At 63.6% G+C, this 20,602-nt stretch carries 22 protein-coding genes; 5 read left to right on the top strand and 17 right to left on the bottom strand.

What is annotated here, in order from left to right; genetic code table 11:
• Positions 1-173 precede the first annotated feature (173 nt).
• Entirely contained in the window at positions 174-830 is a 657-nt protein-coding gene (locus tag ABD884_RS15160; protein WP_345047324.1) for an SIMPL domain-containing protein, read from the top strand.
• 28 nt (positions 831-858) lie between these two features.
• Here ABD884_RS15160 and pcp read toward each other — a convergent pair whose 3' ends face one another.
• A complete protein-coding gene (gene pcp, locus ABD884_RS15165; protein WP_345047327.1) occupies positions 859-1,509 on the bottom strand; it encodes a pyroglutamyl-peptidase I in 651 nt (216 codons plus the stop codon).
• Positions 1,510-1,621: 112 nt separating this feature from the next.
• Between pcp and ABD884_RS15170 the strand changes: the two genes are divergently transcribed.
• Complete coding sequence (locus ABD884_RS15170) at positions 1,622-2,716, top strand: Rv2578c family radical SAM protein (RefSeq protein WP_345047329.1); 1,095 nt, start codon at positions 1,622-1,624, stop codon at positions 2,714-2,716.
• An 8-nt stretch (positions 2,717-2,724) separates the two neighbouring features.
• Here ABD884_RS15170 and ABD884_RS15175 read toward each other — a convergent pair whose 3' ends face one another.
• Entirely contained in the window at positions 2,725-3,165 is a 441-nt protein-coding gene (locus ABD884_RS15175; RefSeq protein ID WP_345047333.1) for a (deoxy)nucleoside triphosphate pyrophosphohydrolase, read from the bottom strand.
• 144 nt (positions 3,166-3,309) lie between these two features.
• Here ABD884_RS15175 and ABD884_RS15180 point away from each other — a divergent pair, with 144 nt between their 5' ends.
• Complete coding sequence (locus ABD884_RS15180; protein WP_345047339.1) at positions 3,310-4,518, top strand: MFS transporter; 1,209 nt, start codon at positions 3,310-3,312, stop codon at positions 4,516-4,518.
• A 49-nt stretch (positions 4,519-4,567) separates the two neighbouring features.
• Here the strand turns inward: ABD884_RS15180 and ABD884_RS15185 are convergent, their stop codons facing one another.
• The 5 genes from ABD884_RS15185 to infC form a co-directional block, all read right to left on the bottom strand.
• Complete coding sequence (locus tag ABD884_RS15185; RefSeq protein ID WP_345047341.1) at positions 4,568-5,485, bottom strand: cation diffusion facilitator family transporter; 918 nt, start codon at positions 5,483-5,485, stop codon at positions 4,568-4,570.
• Between the two features lie 78 nt (positions 5,486-5,563).
• Positions 5,564-6,460: a TrmH family RNA methyltransferase gene (locus ABD884_RS15190; protein WP_345047345.1), complete on the bottom strand. Its 897-nt coding sequence runs from the start codon at positions 6,458-6,460 to the stop codon at positions 5,564-5,566.
• A gap of 26 nt (positions 6,461-6,486) precedes the next feature.
• Complete coding sequence (gene rplT / locus ABD884_RS15195) at positions 6,487-7,143, bottom strand: 50S ribosomal protein L20, sunset domain variant (protein ID WP_028266641.1); 657 nt, start codon at positions 7,141-7,143, stop codon at positions 6,487-6,489.
• 117 nt (positions 7,144-7,260) lie between these two features.
• Positions 7,261-7,455: a 50S ribosomal protein L35 gene (gene rpmI, locus ABD884_RS15200; RefSeq protein ID WP_059387794.1), complete on the bottom strand. Its 195-nt coding sequence runs from the start codon at positions 7,453-7,455 to the stop codon at positions 7,261-7,263.
• Between the two features lie 114 nt (positions 7,456-7,569).
• Positions 7,570-8,613: a translation initiation factor IF-3 gene (gene infC / locus ABD884_RS15205; protein WP_376953585.1), complete on the bottom strand. Its 1,044-nt coding sequence runs from the start codon at positions 8,611-8,613 to the stop codon at positions 7,570-7,572.
• Positions 8,614-8,992: 379 nt separating this feature from the next.
• Here infC and ABD884_RS15210 point away from each other — a divergent pair, with 379 nt between their 5' ends.
• Positions 8,993-9,379: a DUF1844 domain-containing protein gene (locus tag ABD884_RS15210; protein ID WP_345047352.1), complete on the top strand. Its 387-nt coding sequence runs from the start codon at positions 8,993-8,995 to the stop codon at positions 9,377-9,379.
• Between the two features lie 75 nt (positions 9,380-9,454).
• Here ABD884_RS15210 and ABD884_RS15215 read toward each other — a convergent pair whose 3' ends face one another.
• The 8 genes from ABD884_RS15215 to ABD884_RS15250 form a co-directional block, all read right to left on the bottom strand.
• Positions 9,455-10,789 carry an MFS transporter gene (locus tag ABD884_RS15215; protein WP_345047355.1) on the bottom strand — a complete coding sequence of 445 codons (1,335 nt, stop codon included), beginning with the start codon at positions 10,787-10,789 and terminating at the stop codon, positions 9,455-9,457.
• 58 nt (positions 10,790-10,847) lie between these two features.
• Positions 10,848-11,744, bottom strand: a complete 897-nt coding sequence (locus tag ABD884_RS15220; RefSeq protein ID WP_345047358.1) for an SseB family protein — start codon at positions 11,742-11,744, stop codon at positions 10,848-10,850.
• Complete coding sequence (gene priA, locus ABD884_RS15225; protein ID WP_345047361.1) at positions 11,744-12,490, bottom strand: bifunctional 1-(5-phosphoribosyl)-5-((5-phosphoribosylamino)methylideneamino)imidazole-4-carboxamide isomerase/phosphoribosylanthranilate isomerase PriA; 747 nt, start codon at positions 12,488-12,490, stop codon at positions 11,744-11,746. The genes ABD884_RS15220 and priA overlap by 1 nt, the downstream gene beginning before the upstream one ends.
• Positions 12,491-12,553: 63 nt before the next feature.
• Positions 12,554-12,712, bottom strand: a complete 159-nt coding sequence (locus tag ABD884_RS15230; protein WP_197023217.1) for a hypothetical protein — start codon at positions 12,710-12,712, stop codon at positions 12,554-12,556.
• 1 nt (position 12,713) lies between these two features.
• Complete coding sequence (gene hisH, locus ABD884_RS15235; protein ID WP_345047367.1) at positions 12,714-13,469, bottom strand: imidazole glycerol phosphate synthase subunit HisH; 756 nt, start codon at positions 13,467-13,469, stop codon at positions 12,714-12,716.
• A complete protein-coding gene (gene hisB, locus ABD884_RS15240; protein ID WP_345047371.1) occupies positions 13,466-14,092 on the bottom strand; it encodes an imidazoleglycerol-phosphate dehydratase HisB in 627 nt (208 codons plus the stop codon). Before hisB ends, hisH begins: the two co-directional genes overlap by 4 nt.
• A gap of 41 nt (positions 14,093-14,133) precedes the next feature.
• The gene (locus ABD884_RS15245; RefSeq protein WP_345054870.1) at positions 14,134-15,252 is read right to left on the bottom strand and encodes a histidinol-phosphate transaminase; all 1,119 of its coding nucleotides are present in this window, start codon (positions 15,250-15,252) and stop codon (positions 14,134-14,136) included.
• 70 nt (positions 15,253-15,322) lie between these two features.
• Entirely contained in the window at positions 15,323-15,682 is a 360-nt protein-coding gene (locus tag ABD884_RS15250; RefSeq protein ID WP_345047375.1) for a LysM peptidoglycan-binding domain-containing protein, read from the bottom strand.
• Between the two features lie 366 nt (positions 15,683-16,048).
• On the opposite strand from ABD884_RS15250, the gene lexA reads away from it, so the two are divergent.
• Complete coding sequence (lexA, locus tag ABD884_RS15255; protein ID WP_028266631.1) at positions 16,049-16,798, top strand: transcriptional repressor LexA; 750 nt, start codon at positions 16,049-16,051, stop codon at positions 16,796-16,798.
• 54 nt (positions 16,799-16,852) lie between these two features.
• On the opposite strand, the gene ABD884_RS15260 is transcribed toward lexA, so the two are convergent.
• Positions 16,853-18,916, bottom strand: coding sequence for an ATP-dependent DNA helicase (locus ABD884_RS15260; RefSeq protein ID WP_345054874.1), 2,064 nt, complete (start codon positions 18,914-18,916; stop codon positions 16,853-16,855).
• Complete coding sequence (gene hflX / locus ABD884_RS15265; protein ID WP_345047382.1) at positions 18,909-20,471, bottom strand: GTPase HflX; 1,563 nt, start codon at positions 20,469-20,471, stop codon at positions 18,909-18,911. Before hflX ends, ABD884_RS15260 begins: the two co-directional genes overlap by 8 nt.
• Positions 20,472-20,602 lie beyond the last annotated feature (131 nt).

Here is a 20,602-nt window from a genome sequence, read left to right on the forward strand (position 1 = left end):
TGTTCTTAGCTACGAGTCGGAATTGGTCTTCACCAGGCGGAGCCATGGCGAAAGCAGGAGCAATGCTCGCCAGAGGGGTCCGGCGGCACTAACCCCAGTCTAGTAGAAGGCTCCGGCCGGGATTTAACCCGTGACACCGTCCAGGCCCCCGGCGATACAGCTAGCATGGCATCATGACACCGCGGCGCACCATTACCGTCACCGGAGAGGGTTCCGCCGAAGCCGTTCCCGACCTTCTCACGCTCACGCTCGCCATCGAGGTCAGGCGCGACGCCGCCGGGGCGGCTTATGACGACGCCGGACAGCTTGCCGCTGCGGTGACGGACGTCCTGCGGGAGCAAGGTGTGGCCGGTCTTGACTTGCGGACCAGCGGCCTCAACTTGCGGGCTGAACTGGTCTGGGCCGAAAACCAAGGGCAAAAGCTCACGGGTTATGTTGCCTCAACCACCTTGGTTGCCCGTGTCAGCCCGCCGTCAGCGGCTCCCTCGGCCATCTCTGCCGCAGTCGCTGCAGGCGGCGACAGCCTGCGCATCAACGGGATCGAACAAGGATTCACCGATTCCTCCGCCGTTGCGGCGCTGGCACAGGAAGCCGCCTGGCGGGAGGCCGAAGCGAAGGCCGCTCGATTTGCGGCCCTTGCCGGCTCCCGGTTGGGGCAAGTGCTGTCCATCGACCAGCGGCCGGAGCAGGGGTCGCCGATTCCGTTGATGGGCGACATGAAGCGCGCCTTTGCCAGCGAAGGCGTCGCCATCGAGGCGGGGTCCGTGGCGGTTTCCGCGAGTGTAGTGGTGCAGTGGGAGCTGGCCTCGCCGGAAAGCCGTGCCGGCTGATCCGGAAGTGCCAGTGGGAGGTGCCAGCCTAGTGAAGAGCTCCCGCAGGGAGCTTCGCGTCCCCTGCAGTTTCAAGTGAAGTACGTACGACGACGGCGATGCCCTCGCCCATGTCCCGCACGGCCATGGCGGGCGTGGTGCTCCCTTGCGGCAGCCTGGCCTCGTCATAGGGAACGTGGATGAAGCCACCCCTCGTTCGTGCGGCAACGGCCTCCTTGGAGAGTTCATGCATCAGGGAATAGAACACGTGGTTGCACACATACGTCCCGGCTGTTTGGGAGACCTCTGCCCGGATTCCGGCGATCTGCAATGCCCTGAGCGCGGACTTCACCGGAAGGGTGCTGAAGTACGCCGCCGGACCTGCGGGAACCACCGGTTCGTCGATGGGTCGGTTTCCCGCATTGTCCGGAATCCTGGCGTCATCGACGTTGATGGCCACGCGCTCGAGGGAAAGCCGGTCCCGGCCACCGGCGAGCCCGAGGCAGATGACCAGCTCCGGGCGCAGCTGCACCAACGCTTCGCGAAGGACCGCAGCCGATTCACCGAAAACGCACGGTAGCTCGACTGCCTCCACTTCGCGTCCTTCGGCACGCAAAATCTCCTGCGCCAGGAGGGCGGAAGTCCACGAGGGATTGCTGGGATCGCCGCCAAAAGGCTCGAACCCCGTCACCAAGATCATGGACCCACCCTAGCAACAGCCGAGCGGGTTCCGGGAGCCCGTTGCGGACTTCCGGCGGCCGTTCCTTCAGCAGGCCTTGACAATAGTTAGAACATATATTCGAATGGAGGTCATGAGATGGGACGCACAGGCACTTTCGCCACAACGTGGTCCGGTAACGGGAGACAACAGCAACAGCGTTCCGTCCGGAGCCGCCCCAGCTCCGGATGCGCTGCTGCCGCTGGCCGGGCTTGTGCGTTCCGTCTCAACCCCCGAGTTCTCCGGAGTTACCTTTCATGAGGTCACCGCCAAATCGGTGCTCAACAAGGTGGCATCCGGTTCCCAGATGCCTTTCGAATGGACCGTCAACCCCTACCGCGGATGCAGCCACGCCTGCGTCTACTGCTTCGCGCGCAAGAGCCACACGTATCTTGAGTTCGACGCCGGCCACGATTTCGATTCCCAGGTGATCGTGAAGATCAACGCTGCAGAGGTCCTGCGCAAGGAACTGTCCAAACCCTCCTGGGGCCACCATCACGTGGCCTTGGGCACCAACACGGATCCGTACCAGCGGGCAGAGGGACGCTACCAGCTGATGCCCGGAATCATCAGCGCCCTCGCCGATTCCGGCACGCCCTTCTCCATCCTCACCAAGGGAACCCTCCTGGGCCGCGACATCCCTCTGCTGAAGCACGCCTCCAGCCAGGTGTCCGTGGATCTGGGCATCTCGCTGGCCATGACGGACGAAACCCTCGCCTCGCTTGTCGAACCGGGGACGCCGGCGCCCCGCGCAAGGCTCAAACTCATCCACCGGCTGCGCGAGGCCGGGCTGCCCTGCGGAGTGATGGCCATGCCCATCCTGCCGTGGCTCACGGACAGCGACGATTCCCTCGAGTCGCTCTTCACGGCGCTGTCCGAGGCCGGTGCCACAGGTGTGACGGCCGGGGCGTTGTACTTGAAACCGGGCACCCGTGAGTGGTTCATGCAGTGGCTCGCGGCCAACCACCCTGGCCTCGTCGGAAAATACCGGCGTCTTTATGGCCAAGGCTCGTACGTTTCAAAGGAATACAAGACCTGGTTGAGTGGCCGCATCAGCCACTTCAAAGCCCGCCACGGCTTTTCCGGGAGCAGCGGTTTCAGCCACAGGAATGCGGCCGCAGGAAAGGAACCGGCAGGGTCCCTTCCGCGTACGTCCTTTCCAGCAACGGGCCAATCCACCCTTTTCTAGCTCGGCTTCTAGCCAAGCAGCCCTGAAGCCACCCGTTCCAGCAACGCACGGACAATCGGCAGGTCGGCGGGAATCCATGGCAACGCGAACGCTTCTTCGGGGTTGCCGAGCGGGACCCAACAGAGTTCATTGTGGTCCTGCAGCGGACGTGGCTCACCGTCGAGCAGCTCCGCGAACCAAACCCGCATGGCGGCCCGTTCATTCAAAGGCCAAGCGGAACCGGTGTCGGGCTCCACTTCACTCCCGAGCCGGACGGTGATTCCAAGTTCCTCGAGCAGTTCGCGGTGCAACGCTTCTTCGAAGGATTCCCCGGCCTCGAGCTTTCCGCCGGGGAACTCCCACATCCCGGCGAATTGCGGTGGGGCGCTGCGCCGGGCGACCAGCAGCCGCTTCGGGTTGTCCAGGGAATCGACGACGGCGGCGCCGGCTACGCTTATCAGTCCAGTCACCGGAACAGTCTATTGGCCGTCAGGCCCCGGACCCTCCATGGAAGTCGTCACATGGCGGGACATTCCCTGGAGTCTCGCACTAAGCTTGAAAATCGGATTTATTCCCGTTCGAGCGCCTCCAGCTCAGCCCCAAGAAACAGGACGATGACCACTACTGCAGTCAGTAACACCTCCAAAAAGTACGGAAGCCGTCACGTGACGTTGGCGATCTTCGCCCTCGCCATGGGTGGATTTGCCATCGGCACCACGGAATTCACCATGATGGGTTTGCTCAAGGAGATCGAACAGGGACTCAACATCAGCACGCCGGAGGCAGGGAACCTTATTTCCGCCTACGCGCTCGGGGTGGTTGTGGGTGCGCCCGTCTTCGCGGCTCTTGGTGCACGGCTCCCCCGCAAGCAACTTGCCTTAGGTCTCATGCTGTTCCTGTCCGTGGCCAACCTGACGTCGTACATTGCGCCGGACTACGGAACCATGCTGATCACCAGGTTTGCCTCTGGATTGCCCCACGGCGCGTTCTTCGGGATAGCCGCAGTCATCGCAGCGAGTCTGGTTGCTCCCACGAAGCGCGGCTGGGCGATTTCCATGGTCATGGGCGGCCTCACCATCGCCAACGTCATCGGCGTGCCCGCAGCCACCTGGCTTGGCCAAAGCTACGGGTGGCGGCTGCTGTTCGTGGTGGTCGGCGTCATCGGCCTGGCAACCAGCGTGCTGCTATGGAAGTTTGTTCCCTTCGAAGCCGCCCACCCCGACGCAAGCATCCGCAGGGAGCTTAGTGCACTCAAGCGCATCCAGGTGTGGCTGGCGCTGCTGATCGGAATCATCGGTTTTGGCGGCTTCTTTGCCACCTACACGTACATCTCGCACACGATGACTTCGGTAGCCGGAATCCCCCAGAATCTCCTGCCGCTGGTAGTTGCCCTTTACGGGCTCGGCATGGTGGCGGGCAATATCCTGGGCGGTCGGATCGCCGACAAGTCTGTCATGGGAACCATCTACCGGGTCCTTCCCGCGATCGCGCTGGCCTTGGTCGCTTACGCCGTTGCGGCCCACTGGGCGTGGTCCGCGTTCATCATGGTCTTCATCGTGGGTGGGATCGGCTCCATGCTGGTTCCGCCCTTGCAGACGCGGCTCCTCGACGCTTCGCCGGACGCGCCGTCGTTGGCTTCCTCGTTAAACCATTCCGCCCTCAACATTGCCAACGCGCTTGGCGCATTCCTCGGCGGGGTGGTCATCGCTTGGGGTTGGGGCTATGTGGCCCCTGCCCTCGTCGGCGCCGCCCTTGCCCTCCTGGGGCTCGGCGTCGCAGGCATCAGTGGCTGGCTGGAACGCAAGAAGCCGCTGGCTGCGTAACCCTTCCCAGGACCGCAACCAACGGCTCGTGTGTCGGTGCCTGGTCGGCTCAGACCTGGACGCGCTCGACGTCCGGTTCAAGGTAGATAACCCGGGCGATCGGCACTGCGGAGCGGATCCTGAGTTCGGCGTTGTCGATCGCCTTGGCAATGGCCTGTCCGGTGTCTGCCGCTGCCACACTGATTTTCGCTGCCACCAGCAACTCTTCGGGGCCCAGGTGCATGGTCTTCAGGTGGATAATGCGGGTGCCATCGGACTCAATGGCTGCGGTGATGCGTGCGTTATCCTCTTTGGTGGCTGATTCGCCGAGGAGCAAGGATTTGGTTTCCACCGCAAGTACCACTGCGATGGACACAAGCAGCAGGCCGATCATTCCCGTTCCTGCCGCGTCCCACGCGCCATTCCGGGTGACGAGGGTCAGACTGACGCCGAAGAGCGCGAAAACGAGCCCCAAGAGGGCTCCGAAATCCTCCAGGAGGATCACGGGCAACTCCGGCTGCTTGGCGTTCCGGATGAACTTGATCCAGCTCTGGTTACCGCGCAATGGATTGGACTCGCGGATGGCCGTCCGGAAGGAGAACGACTCCGCAACAACGGCGCCCAGCAGCACCACCAAGGGCACCCACCAGAAACCACCTTCAATCGCGTGGGGGTGCTGGAATTTCTGCCAGGATTCGTACAGTGCGAAGAGGCCACCAACGCTGAACAGCACGATCGAGACGATGAACGCGTAAATGTAACGTTCACGGCCGTACCCAAACGGATGTTCGGGGCTTGCCGCTCGTCGCGAGCGCTTCCCACCAAGCAGCAGGAGCAACTGATTGCCGGAGTCGGCAACCGAGTGGATCGCTTCCGCCAACATGGAGGACGACATCGTCAGGACGAATGCGACGAACTTGAGTACGGCAATCGCCAGGTTGGCAGCCAGCGCTGCCACGATCGCCTTGGTACCGCCATTTGCAGCCACGGAAGCTCGCCTTCTTCTTCGGATTCGGGGGATGTGAGTGATGGGCAGGAACGGACCCAGGCATGTGCCCGGAAACAGTCAGGAAGCCTGCTGGGACCGCGCGCTGGCGTAAAGGCAGACCGTAGCTGCTGTCCCGAGGTTCAGGCTTTCCGCCGAACCGTAAACCGGCACTGCAACACGATGGTCCGCGAGAGCCAGCTCGGACTCCGAAAGTCCTTGGGCTTCGTTGCCGAACAACCAAGCTGTCGGGCCCTCAAGGGCATAGTCGGAGCGAGCTGCCGAGGCGCCCATGCGGCGAGCAGCGTTCTCGTCCTGGAGCTTGTCCAGATTGAGGGTGCCGTAACCGTCCGCGGCGAGGATTCCCATGCCACGATCCTTGCACAGCTCCACGAGCTCCTCGATGTCCGCACCCAGGACAACCGGCAGGTGGAAGAGGGAACCGGCTGTGGACCGCACGGCCTTCGGGTTGTAGATATCAACGCTGGAGGCCGTCAGGACTACCGCATCGGCCCCTGCCGCATCGGCTGCGCGAAGCACGGTTCCAGCGTTGCCGGGGTCCCGCACCTGGCACATGACCGCGATCAGCCGCGGTCCGGCGTCGAGCACTGAATCAAGGCTCACATCCACAAAACTGCAGACAGCAACAATGCCCTGAGGATTGACCGTGTCCGCCATGGCGGCAAGGACCTCATCATTTGCGAGCCGCAAGGTGACTCCGTCGGCAAGCTCGGCAAGTTCGGGAAGCCGGTCCAGACAGCTTTCGCTTGCGTAGACTTCGTGCACGACGCCGGGCTCCCCCGCCCTGGTCCGCTCCCGGTGCAGGACCAGCGCTTCCCGCACTGCCTGCGGGCCTTCTGCCAGGAACCTGCCCCGCTTTAAACGGGCCGGGCGCCCTGCAAGCTTCGCGACATCCCTGACCCGATCGGCTCGGGGATTGGACATCGGAAGTTCTTGCGGGCGCCCGGTTTCGTTCATATACAGAACTTTAGTGGCTGTTGCGACTAGTTCTTGATCTGCTGGCGGGCTTCGCCGCCGGCAGGCTCGAAGCCTGCAGCCTTTGCAGCCTCAACGGTGGAGAACCAGTACTCGGCAACCGTCACGTCATACCAGGTAGAACCCGGAACGTGGTACTTGTTGGACTCGGCGTTGCCCTTGATGGCGTGGCCTTCCGGTGCGGCTTCGCCCTCAACGGCAACAACTGCGCCTTCGATGGCCGGCTTCTCGGAAACCGCTGCCTTGACGGCAGGAGCGGTCTTGGCAGCCGGAGCAGCCTCTGCCTTGGCAGCCGGAGCGGAAGTGTCGGCGGGCAGGGAGTCCTTGGCAACCTTGACCAGCGCGGCGAAAGCATTGGCGTCAGAGACGGCCAGCTCTGCGAGCATGCGGCGGTCAACCTCGACCTCAGCAGCCTTCAGGCCCTGGATCAAACGGTTGTAGGTCAGGCCGTTGGCGCGGGATGCCGCGTTGATGCGCTGGATCCAGAGGCGACGGAAGTCACCCTTCTTCTTGCGGCGGTCGCCGTAGCTGTACACAAACGAGTGCAGCAGCTGCTCTTTGGCCTTGCGGTACAGGCGAGACCGCTGACCGCGGTAACCCTTGGCCCGTTCGAGGACAACCCGACGCTTCTTGTGGGCGTTTACCGCCCGCTTCACACGTGCCACGTGCGTACTCCTTCAAAATTCTTATCCCAAGCTGCTACTGCCGGAAACCCGGCCGGCCTGAGAAGGCTTTGGTGTAGTCGGCAGCCACCGGATGGCAGCAACCAGAAAACTTGGAACTTAGACGCCGAGCATCTTCTTGATGACCTTGGCATCGCCCTTGAAGACGATCTTGTCGCCGGCGAGGCGACGGGTCAGGGTGGAGGACTTGTGCTCCAGGTAGTGGCGACGGTTGGCCTGCTGACGCTTCAGCTTGCCGGTACCGGTCAGCTTGAAGCGCTTCTTAGCACCACTGTGGGTCTTCATCTTCGGCATGGGAACCGATCTCCTTACGTGTCCGCAGACTGGTCTGCAGTTCTTTCGTGCAGCCATCCCGTAGGGGATGGCCGCTGCTTCTTGCCGGGCGGAGGCTGGCCTCCTGCGGCGTGACTAGTTGGTCTTGCGTGCCGCTGGCTTCGGAGCGGCCTTGGGGGCTGCCGGCCGAGCTGCAGGCTTCGGAACCGCGGGCTTTGCCATCGGTTTCGGTACTGGCATAGCAGCAGGCTTGGGGGCAGCCGCCACCACAGGCTTAGGAGCGGCCTGCTCAGGAGCCTTGGCCGGTGCCGGCGCGGCGACCGGCGCTGCTTCCACGGCCGGAGCTTTTTCAACCACCGGAGTCTCTTCAACTACAGGGGCTGCTTCAACCACCGGGGTCTCTTCAACTACAGGGGCTGCTTCAACCACCGGAGTCTCTTCAACAGCAATCGTTTCCTCGGCAGCCGGAGCTACCTCAGTTTCGACAGCTTCTGCCTCAACGGATTCCGGTGCGGTTTCCTCAGCCGGCGTTGCTTCGCTCTGGGTTCCTTCGGCCTGGGCCAGAAGTTCCGCCGGAAGCAGGTCAGCGAGTGACTGGGTCAAGGGGGCATCCTCGCCCGACACGTCAATCCGGCCTGCGGCCTTGGCTTCATTCTGGGCCTTGGCTTCTGCGCGCTGCGCGGCGCGACGGGCCTCAGCCTTGGCCTCAGCCTTGTTCTTCAGGGGGCCGATCACCATGACCATGTTGCGGCCATCGATGCGCGGGCTGGACTCGATCACGCCAACTTCGGCAACGTCCTCAGCGAAGCGCTGCAACAGGCGGATGCCCATTTCGGGGCGCTGTTGCTCACGTCCACGGAACTGGATCATGGCCTTGACCTTGTCACCGGCACCCAAGAAGCGAAGCGCATGGCCGCGCTTGGTCTCGTAGTCATGGGTATCGATCTTCAGGCGGAAGCGGATTTCCTTCAGAACCGTGTTGGTCTGGTTCTTGCGGGCCTCACGGGCTTTAACAGCGGCTTCGTACTTGTACTTGCCGAAGTCCATCAGCTTGCACACCGGAGGCTTCGCCTGCGGTGCAACTTCAACGAGATCCAGATCAGCCTCGGCAGCAAGACGCAGGGCGTCCTCAATACGGACGATTCCTACCTGTTCGCCGGCGGGGCCGACCAAACGCACCTCGGGGACGCGGATACGCTCATTGATTCTTGGCTCGCTAATGTCAAAGCTCCTGTTGTTGTGATGAGTATTCCACCGGCAAATAGAGAAGGCCCCCAATTGCTGGCGCAATCGAAGGCCTCGAAGATCGGAAACGGCCCCTCGATGGAGGCGTTCGCACCATCCAAGGGTGACCTTGAATGATGTCCGACCAGGTACCCGGCAACTTACATCCCCGAAGGGAAACGGCTGACGCGGGTGGGAGAGAACTCCGCTTGCAAACTGAAAATCAATTCTACAGAGATCGGCGGCTAACCGCACATTAACGGTAGGTAGCAGAACACTGCGTGAGCCATAACGAAATGGCGACTTCCAGTCGGTCTGTGACAAGCTTACCAGCATGAGCACTTCAGACAGCAATTCCCCCGACCGCGAGCCCACCCGTGCTGGTGCCGGAGTAGCCCAGCAGATCCGCGACATTTCGGAAGTTCCGGCTGTTGAGGTCATCACCACCGGTGCCGTTCACCTCATGAGCGCAGCGGCCGTCAAGGTGGGGTTGGCCGACGACCCCCATGCCGAGGATCTCAAGGACCTTGACGAAGCCCGCAAATTGATTACCGCTTTGGCCGGGCTGGTCACAGCCGCAGCCCCGGAAATCGGTTCACAGCACGCCGGCCCCTTGCGCGATGGCCTGCGCTCCCTCCAGCTGGCGTTCCGCGAAGCCTCACTGATCCCGGACGAGCCAGGAAAGGGCCCGGGCGAAAAGTTCACGGGCCCGGTCAACTGACCCCGACTCTTCTGTTAGGCCGCGACGGCGGGCCGGCCTTCTGGCCGGCCCGCCGTCGTCGTCTGCCCTGCCAGCTCAGTTCGCTGGATCCTTCGGGCCGGCCTGGGTGATGGTCATGATCCGGCGCCGACGCAACTGAAGAAAGAGCCCCGCGAGGCACAGCACCACTCCCGCTGTTCCGACGGCCACGAATCCAGCCCACGGCCCGACCCCGTCGATGAAGATCCCGGCGAAAGGCGAGCCAAAGGCCACGCCCGCCGTCAGAGCCGAGCCGTACCAGCCCATTGCTTCGCCACGGCGGTCCTCCTCCACGATGTCGGCGACCTTCTCGGAGGCCGCGGACAGCACCGGCGCACACAGCAGACCGGGCAGCAAGGACACCACGGCAAGGGTCCAGGTGTCAGTGGCGAAGCCCATCGGAATGGTCAGGGCCGCCATGCCCAGGAGGAGCAGAATCGGCGAGACGGGCCGGTGCATCGCTCCGTAGATGAGTCCCCCGACCACCGAGGCGGCGCACCAGAAGAAGAAGACAATTCCGATCTCGCTCTCGTGCCCGCCGCGCTGCAACACCGCGACGATTCCGACGTCGGTACCGCTCAGGACCATGCCGGATCCTGCGGCAACGGCAAACACGGCGGCCACCGCCGCCGTGAACCAGGTGAAGTTCCTGGCCACCTTTCCCCGCAGCCCGGAAGAATGGGAAACCGTCGGCGCCATCTCCGACGCCGCTTCCTGCAGATGGGCCGGGGCCGAGGCAACCACCGCCGCTTCGGCCGCATGGAGCTCATCGGCATCCCGATCAGCAGCCTGGCTTGCATTAAGGACATGATCGCTGCGGGTTGGCGGGTTGAACCACAGAAGGAAGAGCCCCGCGGCCGAGGTGCACACACCGACGACGGTCAGTCCCAGGACAGTGAAACCGCTCGTGGCGACGACAGCGCCGGCCGCGGGGCCGATCATGAAGACCACTTCGGTGGCAATCGAATCCAAGGCGTACGCAGAGCGCCGTTGCTCGCCATCCACGAGGACGCCAAGGGACTGACGGATGACGCTGAAGATCGGCAGGGTCAGGAGGCCCCCGACGAAGACGAGCGGCAAGATCCATTCGTAACTGACATGCGGCACGATCGACCAAATGACCAGCTCCGAGACCACCGAAGGGATCAGTGCCTTGCGCAGGCCGACCGTGTCCACGCGGCGTCCCCGCCATGGAGCGCCGATAGCGATGCCTATCGTGAAGACCGCGGCAGCCGCGCCGGCGGCAGCGTATCCCTTGTTCAGGGTCAGCACAATGTGCAGCGTGAGCAGGACGCCCGCAGCGGAGTGCGGTATCCGGGCAACCATACCGACGAGCAAGAGGCGCCGCACGGACGCGATGGACAGCATCTGGCGGTAGAGAGCGAAATTCACGAGCTACATCCTCTGTTCTGCCGCAGGCAGGACAAGAACGTTCCCCTTGCGCCTTCGGCTACTGCGCCGCCCGCTGCAGGCTGACTTCGATGGAGTCGACCCGCTCGGCGAACAATTCATTCTGCGCCCAACGTCCATTCAGCCCGGAGACGAGATCCTGGATGGCTGCGGCGTCCAGCCCGTCTTCGAGGTACAGCACCACTCGAAGCTCGGGTCCTGGTCCGCCGCCAGACATGGTAGACCCGTCGGCGACGCGGGAAGCCACACCGGAGCCTGGCCGGACCTCGAGCCGCCGCACTGCAGGATGTGTCCCCGCCAAGGAATTGAGAGCAGACTCCAGTTCACCATCAAGGTACGACGGCGTCCAGTCGCGCTGCTGTGCCAGTGACCACATGGCCGGGCGGCGCACCACGAAGGTGACTTCCGAGCCCGGATCCACCACCAAAAGTTGCGCCCCTTCGGAGACGGCGGACAGGGCAGCCCGGGCCGCATAGACGGCGACAGGACGGGCCTGAGGATGCCAGGCTTCCAAGGCGGCAGCCGAAGTGAAGACCGGCATCGCCGTCCGGCCGTCCGGAGCCTTGAGTGTCACGAGGGACATGTCTGCCTGCTTGTCGGCATGGAGACCCTCCACGCCCTCGGATTCCTCGGCGAGCTGGGCCACCACCGGGACAAAGACCCTGGCCGTAGCCAAGGAAGCCACGACCCCTGCTTCGGTTCCGGTGCCGGCCAGCAAGGCTGCGACGGCGGCGACGTACCCGGCGTCGGCCGTTCCGTCGTCGTCCTCGAAATTGTGGATTCTGGCCGCGTCTCCGCTCAGGTTCCTGCCCGCCCAAGGCTGGCCGGCAGAGTCTCCCGCTCCCCCGGCGCCCGCAAGGGCCGCCGCGATGTGGCCTGGCAAGGCGCGGGGAGCGGTGCCCGCAGCCTCGGCGGACTGGTTTGAGTCGTGCGACATCAGCGGCGGCCGGCGACGTCCAGGGCTTGCGGGAGCGTGAAGGCGCCGGCGTATAACGCCTTGCCGACGATCGCCCCTTCAACACCGAGCGACACGAGCTCCCGCAGCACGCGAAGGTCTTCCAGGCTGGAGATTCCCCCGGACGCAACCACCGGTTTGCCGGTCTTCTCCACCATCTGACGCAGTAGTTCAACATTGGGACCCTGCAGCGTTCCGTCCTTCGTGACGTCGGTGACAACGTAGCGGGAGCAGCCAGCATCCTCCAGACGGGCGAGCACCTCCCAGAGATCCCCGCCTTCCTTGGTCCAGCCGCGGCCCGCGAGCGTTGTGCCGCGGACGTCGAGCCCGACGGCGATCTTGTCACCGAAGCGGTCAATGGCCCGGCGGGTCCATTCCGGGTTCTCCAACGCAGCGGTACCGAGGTTCACACGGGCGACGCCGAGCTCGAGCGCGCGCTCAAGGGATTCGTCGTCGCGCAGTCCGCCGGAGAGCTCCACCTTGAGGTTCAGTTGCGAGACGACCTCACTGATGAGCCTGGCATTGTTGCCACGGCCGAAGGCGGCGTCCAGGTCAACCATGTGCACCCATTCGGCCCCGGCGTCCTGCCAGTTCAGTGCGGCTTCCAGCGGGGTGCCGTAACTGGTCTCGGAGCCGGCTTCTCCTTGGAGGAGACGGACGGCCTGGCCGTCTACAATATCGACGGCGGGCAGGAGTTCCAGAACGGGCAGTTCGGAGGCGGTGGTCATTGAGGTCCTCGGTGTTGTGGGGGACGGGCATCAGGCGCCCGGCAAGCTATTTGGCAGGCAAGGTCATTTGCCAGGCAGGGTGAAGAGATACGCCGCCAGCAATGCCAAGCCGGCTAGTACGTAGAACGAAATGGAGACCCAGGCGGGACGTTTCTGCTGGTGGAAGGAGATGCCTCCGCCAACCAACAAGCCGGCCGCGCCCATGAAAATAACAGACCACATTTTAGGCAACGCCCCCGGCCTCTGATGCGTCGGCCTGCGGCAATGCCGGCGGACGCAGGCCCTCAACCCAATTGCGCAGCAGGCGGGCTCCTGCGTCGCCCGATTTCTCGGGATGGAACTGCGTAGCGCACAGGACACCGTTCTCCACGGCGGCGATGAACCGGGCACCGTGTTCGGACCACGTCACCTTCGGCGGTGCCATGCGAGGCTGGGCGACATCGAATTCCCACTTCTGCACGCCGTATGAGTGCACAAAGTAGAAGCGTTCATGCTCGACGCCGGCGAAGAGCTTTGATCCTTCCGGCACGTCCACCGTGTTCCAACCCATGTGCGGCACGACGGGTGCGGGGAGAAGTTCCACCTTGCCCGGCCACTCACCCATGCCCTCGGCTTCGGTTCCGTGCTCCACTCCGGCCTCGAACAACACCTGGAGTCCGACGCAGATACCGAGGACGGGCCGGCCCCCGGCCACACGACGGCCGATCATCCGGATGGCATCGACTGCCTTGAGCTCACGCATGACCGTTTCGAAGGCACCGACGCCGGGGACCAGGAGGCCGTCCGCGTTCAGGACGTCTTCAGGCTTGGCGCTCAACGTGACATCCGCACCGGCCCGTTCCAAGGCCCGGACAGCCGATCGGACATTGCCCGATCCGTAATCCAAGACGGTAACGGTCGGCTTTCCTTCAGGCGAGACAATGCGGGCGGCAGCCTTGGGATCCACAACGGCACCATCCTTGAGGATGTGTCTACTCACAAGGCACCCTTGGTGGACGGAATGCCTTCGACGCGGGGGTCGGACTCGACTGCGGAACGGAGCGCACGTGCGAAGGCCTTGAACTGGGCCTCCACAATGTGGTGTGGATCCCGCCCGGCCAAGACGTTCATGTGGAGGCAGATGCCTGCGTGCAGAGTGATTGCCTCAAAGACGTGCCGGGTCAGCGAACCGGTGAAGTGTCCACCGATCAGGTGGTATTCCTGGCCGGCGGGCTCCCCGCCGTGGACCAGGTACGGGCGGCCGGAGACGTCCACTACGGCGTGCGCCAACGCTTCATCCAGCGGGATGGTGGCTTCGCCGAAGCGCCGGATGCCGGCCTTGTTGCCCAAGGCGGCACGGAGGACTTCACCGAAGGTGATGGCAACGTCCTCCACGGTGTGGTGGACATCAATATGGGTATCTCCGGTGGCTTTGACCGTCATGTCGATGAGCGAATGCTTGCACAGCGCCGTCAGCATGTGGTCATAGAACGGCACCGAAGTGCTGATATCCGAGACTCCCGTGCCGTCGAGGTTGATTTCAACCAGAACGGAGGACTCGCTGGTGGTGCGTTCCATGCGTGCTGTCCGGGCGGCCGCCGTGCTGGCGCCGTTTTCGCTCATTGTTGGTCCTTAGAGGAGGAAGGGGTGGGTCTGGTTCAAGTCTAGGCCGGTGCGGAGACTTGGCCGTCCCGCAAGGCTTCAAGTGCTTCAAGGAAGGCCGTGGTCTCCGGCTCGGTACCGGCAGTGACCCGGAGGTGGCCCGGTATGCCGACGTCGCGGATGAGGACTCCACGCTCCAGCAGTCCCTGCCACAGGGCATGGGGGTTTTCGATTCCGCCGAAGAACACGTAGTTCGAATCGGAGGCCGCCGGCTTGAATCCCATGCGGGTCAACTCGCTGACAATGCGATCGCGTTGGATCTTGATGTCTTCAACGTCGGCCATGAGGGCTTCGCGGTGCCGGAGTGCGGCCAGCGCGGTTGCCTGGGTGATGGCGGAGAGGTGATACGGAAGGCGGACCAAGCGGATGGCATCGGCGACCTCGGGGGCGGCTGCCATATAACCGATGCGCGCCCCGGCGAGGGCGAAGGCCTTGCTCATGGTCCGGGAGACAATAAGGCGCTCCCGGCCAGGGAGGAGCGTCAACGCACTGGGCGTGTTGTCGTGGGCGAACTCGTGGTAAGCCTCATCCACGATCACCACCGTCTGGCTCCCCTCGCCGGCCTCGTAAACGGCTTCGACAACGTCCAGGCCAAGTCCTGTGCCGGTCGGGTTGTTCGGGGAGCAGAGGAACACCACGTTTGGCTGGAGCTCACGTACCTGTGCTGCGGCCGAAGCCGCATCGAGTCCATAGTCCTCGGCACGGACTCCCGCGATGTATGCAGTATCGGTTCCACTGGCGAGCAAGGGGTACATCGAATACGTGGGCGGGAACCCGAGAGCGCTCCGGCCCGGGCCACCGAAGGCCTGGAGGATCTGCTGCAATACCTCGTTGGAGCCGTTGGCTGCCCAAATGTTCTCGGCCTTTAGCTCGTGGCCGAGGTATTCGGCAAGCGCCTCACGCAGTTCAGTGAACTCGCGGTCAGGGTAGCGGTTCAGTCCAATGGCGGCTGCCGCAACGGCTTCGGTGATGGCCGTCTGGACATCGGCAGGTACGCCATGGGTGTTTTCATTGACGTTGAGCAAGATCGGAACATCAAGCTGCGGCGCGCCATAAGGGCTCAGCCCGCGAAGGTTGGTCCGGAGGGGAAGTCTGTCTAGTCGCTCAAGCTGATCACTCACCATGACAGTTTAAGGTGCCGCGGCGGATGCCCCGAAACTGTGACGCCCCTGGCATCCACTCCCGGTGCTCCTAAGCGGCCGGAACGAACAGCTGCTGTCCCGGTAAGATGCGGCCGTCCTGGAGGTTGTTGAGCTGGATGATCTCCGCAACGACGTCGCGCGGATCCCTGGAAGGTGCAGCAGTTCCGGCAATCCCCCACAGCGACTGGCCGGATTGCACTGTGACACTCGTACTTGCGGTGCGCTGCAGCTGGTTCGCCGAATCAGCGGCCTTGGCCGGCGAATTCAGGAATCCCGCCAAGCTGAGCAGCATGGCGACCAAAAGCATTGCGGGCACACCGAAGAAGACCATACGGCCCCGACGTGTCAAACGAAGCCGAGCAGGTGCCGTGCCGTGACCTGACGGGTGGGTGGTAATGATTGCGGACATGAGCTGAGCCCTCCTGAACAATGCCGAATCCCGGAAATCCCTGGAGTGCGGCTGCCAATTCTTGCCTTCAGTCAGTGTTTACGGGGCCGTTCCTCGTCGATGTCTTCGAACGATTCGAACGAAAAATTGGATCTCGCAACACTTTTTAGAACACATATTCGAATCTTGCTACGACATTTTTAGCACTTATCAACGAATGGTGTCGAGACTCGCTAGAACAAATGTTTGATAAACGCCTGTGCCTGCCCTACGTTTGAGTGAAGAAACCAGCACTGAATCAGTGCAACAGGAGGGTCTGACATTTCAGGCCGCAGTCCCGGCAAGCGCCCAGCGCGGAACGGGCCGAACGGAAGGGCGTTGGCGAACATGGCAGCGAAAGCCACGGGAAGTGGGTCCGCATCACCACGGAGCCAGCAGCCGCAAAAGGCCCCCAAGAGCCTTACCGTCCGCCAGAAGAAGATCCTGGAGACCATCCAGCGCTCCGTGAACGATCATGGCTATCCCCCGTCGATGCGCGAAATCGGAGACACCGTTGGCCTGGCCAGCCTGTCCAGCGTCACGCACCAGCTGTCACAGCTCGAAAAGCTCGGCTACCTTCGTCGCGATCCCAAGCGCCCGCGCGCCATGGAAGTCCTCATGCCGTTGACCTTGGATGGCGGTTCCAACATCCCCGGGGTCGAAGCCCCGGCGAAGCTCCGCAGCGCTGGTGGCCTGGCCGTCACGGAGCTCGCGAGTGCCAGCGACACGGCCATGGTGCCCCTCGTGGGCCGCATTGCGGCCGGTGGGCCCATCCTGGCAGACCAGACCGTTGAAGATGTCCTGCCGCTGCCCCGTCAGTTGGTAGGCCATGGCGAGCTCTTCATGCTGAAGGTGGCCGGTGATTCCATGATCGACGCAGCTATCTGCGATGGAGACTGGGTAGTGGTGCGGCGCCAAAACGATGCCATCAACGGCGACATAGTGGCCGCCCTCCTCGACGACGAAGCCACCGTCAAGACCTTCCGCCAGCGCGACGGCCACACATGGCTGCTCCCCCAGAACACGCAGTACGAGCCCATCCTGGGCGACCAGGCAACCATCATGGGCAAGGTCGTTTCGGTCCTGCGCTCGCTCTAGGCCCCTGCGCTGGTTCTGGGCCACCGTCGCCCCCAGCCGTTGCCCAAGGAATCGCTAGGCCTTGGCCGCGTCGGCATACAGCCGTTCGAGCGCACCGTGGACCACGGAACGGTCCGTAGTGGCCCAGAAGGGCGGCAATGCCGCCCGGAGGAAGTTGCCGTAGCGTTCGGTCGAGAGCCTGGAATCCAGCACTGCCACGACGCCTTTGTCACCTGTCGAACGGATGAGCCTACCGGCCCCCTGGGCGAGCCGGATGGCCGCGTGGGTGGCGGAAACTGCCATGAAACCGTTGCCGCCGGCCTGCGCCACCGCGCGGGACCGTGCCGTCATCAGGGGATCGTCGGGGCGGGGGAACGGGATCCGGTCGATGACGACCAGGCGGCATGAACCGCCGGGCACATCAACGCCCTGCCACAGCGACATAGTGCCGAAGAGGCAGGTGTCCTCCTCCTCGGCGAATTGCCTGACCAACGCGGCCATGGTCGATTCACCCTGGCACAAGATCTCGACGTCCAACCGTGACCGCATCGCTTCCGCGGCGTCTTCTGCTGCCCGTCGGGAAGAAAAGAGGCACAAGGCTCCACCATGGGACGCCTTGATGAGCTCCTCGAGTTCGTCGAGTGCTTCAGGCGAAGTGCCACGCCCGGGCTTGGGCAGGTGCCGGGCGACGTACAGCATGCCCTGTTTGGGGTAGTCGAAAGGCGAGCCCACATCTACGCCGGTCCAACTCGGAGCGCCCTGGCCCGTCAGTCCGAGCCCTCCTGCCGTGGCCTCGAACGCGGACCCGATGGCCAGGGTGGCGGAGGTCAACACCACTGTATGGCCCGCGAAGAGCCCTTCCCTCAGCCGTCCGGCCACGCTGAGCGGAGCAATGTTGATGAGGACGGGCGAATCCTCGTCAGGCGCCGTGTAGCCCTGCTGCGGATCATAGGTACTGTTCCGGGAGAGCCACACGACTTCCTGGTTTTCCCGTGCCGAGAGCAGCCGTTCACACAGTTCCAGGATCAGCATTAGCCGTGACCGCGCAAGTTGGCGGCCGCCGTCGACCGCGTTGGACGAATCCCCCTTCGAATCGGATAGCGCCGCACGGCAGGCTTCCCGGAGCTGGTCCACGCAATCAAGTTGTTCGTCGTTGAGCCCATGGGGCAGGAGCCCGGCGGCCGCGCCGATCATCGCGAGGTCCAAGCGGTCCGCGGCGGCGTTCAGCGCGTCCACGGTGATGGCCGTGTGTTTGCGTGCGCTCGAGGCAGCGGCGTGGATCATTGCGACGGACAGTTGCCCCGACACGGCACCGGTTACGCGGTCCTGGAGCTCGTGGGCTTCGTCCACCACCACGACGTCGTACTCGGGCAGCACGGCCAGCCCTTCGAAGGCGCTGACGGCGAGCATCGCGTGATTGGTGACCACGACATCGGACTCCGCGGCGCGGTGGCGGGCCAGTTCACTGAAGCATTCCTCCGCCATGGGACACTTTTGCGCCCCGAGGCACTCCATGGACGTGACGGATACCTGACGCCAGGCCCGGTCCGTCACGCCCGGCATGAGTTCGTCCCGGTCCCCCGTCGTGGTCTTCCCGGCCCATTCACGCAGCCGCAGTACTTCCTTGCCAAGCTGCGAGGCCGGTCCACCGATGGCTGCGGCGAGGTGCGGAACGCTGGTGTCCTCGCCGAGGGAGAACAACTGCCCCTCGGCAGGCTCCTCGCTGGGGAATCCGCCCTCCAGCTTGTGCCGGCATACATAGTTGGCGCGGCCTTTGACGAGGGCGATAGTGACCGGGCGTTCGAGCTCTTGACTGATGGTCTCCAGAAGCCGTGGCAGATCCCGGCCCACGATCTGTGTCTGGAGGGCGAGGGTTGCCGTGGACACGAGTGCGGGCTTGTTGCTTACCATCGCGTGGGAAATCAACGGAATCAAGTAGGCGAGGGATTTACCCGTGCCTGTACCCGCCTGGACCAGGAGGTGTTCGCCGGTCTCTATCGCCCGTGCCACCCGCTTGGCCATCTGGTGCTGGCCCACGCGGTTTTGGCCGCCCATACCGGCAACGGCCTTGTCCAGGAGTTCGAGCGCGGTCCGCTCTCCCCGGGTTTCCCCGCGCTCCCCTGCTTCCGGATCAACCATTGCTGACGAACGACTCCAGTTCGGCGGCGAGGTTCTCATGGACCATGGCCACCACGCGGGTGCCTTCCTCCTCATGCTCAAGGCTGAGGATTTCGGCGTCAGTGTTGTGGAGCTTGTTGATGAGCTCACCGCGGTTGTAAGGAATCAGCACCTCAAGGCGCACGCCGGGACGCGGAATGGCTTCGCTGATGGCCCCAAGGAGTTCGGCGATGCCCTGCCCCGTGCGCGTAGACACGACCACATGGCGGGGCTCTTTCTGCTTGAGCCGCTCAACGACAAATGGATCCGCGACGTCCGCCTTGTTCAGGACGATGATTTCCGGGATCTTCCGGGCATCGACTTCGCTGAACACTGTACGGACAGCCGCTATCTGGCCTTCGGGGTCCGGATGCGAAACGTCCACAACGTGGAGGATCAGATCGGCGTCGGCTACTTCTTCCAGCGTGGAGCGGAAAGCCTCTATGAGCTGGGTGGGCAGTGAGCGCACAAAGCCGACCGTGTCCGAGAGCGTGTAGCCAATCCCGTCCGGCGTCTGGGCCTTGCGGACGGTGGGATCGAGCGTGGCGAACAGCGCGTTCTCCACGAGCACGCCGGCATCCGTCAGGCGATTGAGCAGCGATGACTTACCGGCGTTCGTGTAACCGGCGATGGCGACCGAAGGAACCGCATTCCGACGGCGGTTGGCCCGTTTGGTCTCGCGAGCCGGCTTCATCGCGGCGATTTCACGCCGAAGCTTTGCCATTCGGGTGCGGATCCGGCGACGGTCCAGTTCGATCTTGGTCTCACCAGGACCGCGGGAACCCATGCCGGCCCCGGCGCCACCCACCTGGCCACCAGCCTGACGGGACATGGAATCGCCCCAACCACGCAAGCGCGGCAACAGGTATTCCAGCTGCGCCAGCTCAACCTGTGCCTTGCCCTCGCGGCTCTTCGCGTGCTGCGCGAAGATATCCAGGATCAAGGTGGTGCGGTCCACTACCTTGACCTTGACGATGTCCTCGAGGCCGCGCCGTTGGGATGGTGCCAGTTCGGCGTCCACCACCACGGTGTCTGCCCCGGTGGACAAGACGATGTCCTTGAGCTCCATGGCTTTGCCTGAGCCAAGGAACGTCCCGGGGTCCGGCTTCATGCGGCGCTGGACGATTCCGTCCAGGACTTCCGAGCCGGCAGTCTCAGCCAGCGCGGCAAGTTCCCTCAGGGAGTTCTCGGCGTCAGCTAGGGTACCTTCGCTCCAGAGGCCTGCCAGCACGACGCGCTCAAGGCGCAGCTGCCGATACTCAACTTCAGTGACGTCTTCAAGTTCCGTGGACAGACCCGCGGTGCGGCGCAAGGCCCGGCGTTCGGCCAGATCTTCCTGGTCGCCGTCGTAGATGCTGTGTTCGTCGTCCAAGCGGGAAATCGCCTGTGCCTTGCCAAACACGCCCTTGGGTTCGTCGCCTTCCTGTGATATGGCAGGTGCGTCCTTGGAGAGAATCCGGTCGATGACAGCCTGGATTTCTTCAGGACTCAGGTCCTGGGCGTCGGAATCGGGTCCGGTGTTCTTCTGCGTGGTCATGGTCTCCTTTAGGGGTTCGGCATTTCCAGAATAGTGCCGATTCGGGTCTTGTGGCGCGGAATTCGCGCAGGGCTGATGCCTAGCAGAGCTTTGCCGATGGTCGGAGATCTCCATCCGGGTTTCGGCGCGCG

It is taken from the genome of Arthrobacter methylotrophus (genome assembly GCF_039539965.1).
GTDB classification, from domain to species: Bacteria; Actinomycetota; Actinomycetes; order Actinomycetales; family Micrococcaceae; genus Arthrobacter; species Arthrobacter methylotrophus.

What these genes read in the sequence shown, in the direction of transcription:
- ABD884_RS15190 (WP_345047345.1), bottom strand. Translation starts at nt 6,460, where the DNA reads ATGAACGAAACCGGGCGCCCGCAAGAACTTCCGATGTCCAATCCCCGA.
- ABD884_RS15210 (WP_345047352.1), top strand. Translation starts at nt 8,993, where the DNA reads ATGAGCACTTCAGACAGCAATTCCCCCGACCGCGAGCCCACCCGTGCT.
- ABD884_RS15230 (WP_197023217.1), bottom strand. Translation starts at nt 12,712, where the DNA reads ATGTGGTCTGTTATTTTCATGGGCGCGGCCGGCTTGTTGGTTGGCGGA.
- lexA (WP_028266631.1), top strand. Translation starts at nt 16,049, where the DNA reads ATGGCAGCGAAAGCCACGGGAAGTGGGTCCGCATCACCACGGAGCCAG.
- ABD884_RS15170 (WP_345047329.1), top strand. Translation starts at nt 1,622, where the DNA reads ATGAGATGGGACGCACAGGCACTTTCGCCACAACGTGGTCCGGTAACG.
- ABD884_RS15160 (WP_345047324.1), top strand. Translation starts at nt 174, where the DNA reads ATGACACCGCGGCGCACCATTACCGTCACCGGAGAGGGTTCCGCCGAA.
- priA (WP_345047361.1), bottom strand. Translation starts at nt 12,490, where the DNA reads ATGACCACCGCCTCCGAACTGCCCGTTCTGGAACTCCTGCCCGCCGTC.
- hflX (WP_345047382.1), bottom strand. Translation starts at nt 20,471, where the DNA reads ATGACCACGCAGAAGAACACCGGACCCGATTCCGACGCCCAGGACCTG.
- rpmI (WP_059387794.1), bottom strand. Translation starts at nt 7,455, where the DNA reads ATGCCGAAGATGAAGACCCACAGTGGTGCTAAGAAGCGCTTCAAGCTG.
- ABD884_RS15180 (WP_345047339.1), top strand. Translation starts at nt 3,310, where the DNA reads ATGACCACTACTGCAGTCAGTAACACCTCCAAAAAGTACGGAAGCCGT.
- ABD884_RS15220 (WP_345047358.1), bottom strand. Translation starts at nt 11,744, where the DNA reads ATGTCGCACGACTCAAACCAGTCCGCCGAGGCTGCGGGCACCGCTCCC.
- hisB (WP_345047371.1), bottom strand. Translation starts at nt 14,092, where the DNA reads ATGAGCGAAAACGGCGCCAGCACGGCGGCCGCCCGGACAGCACGCATG.
- ABD884_RS15260 (WP_345054874.1), bottom strand. Translation starts at nt 18,916, where the DNA reads ATGGTTGATCCGGAAGCAGGGGAGCGCGGGGAAACCCGGGGAGAGCGG.
- pcp (WP_345047327.1), bottom strand. Translation starts at nt 1,509, where the DNA reads ATGATCTTGGTGACGGGGTTCGAGCCTTTTGGCGGCGATCCCAGCAAT.
- ABD884_RS15250 (WP_345047375.1), bottom strand. Translation starts at nt 15,682, where the DNA reads ATGTCCGCAATCATTACCACCCACCCGTCAGGTCACGGCACGGCACCT.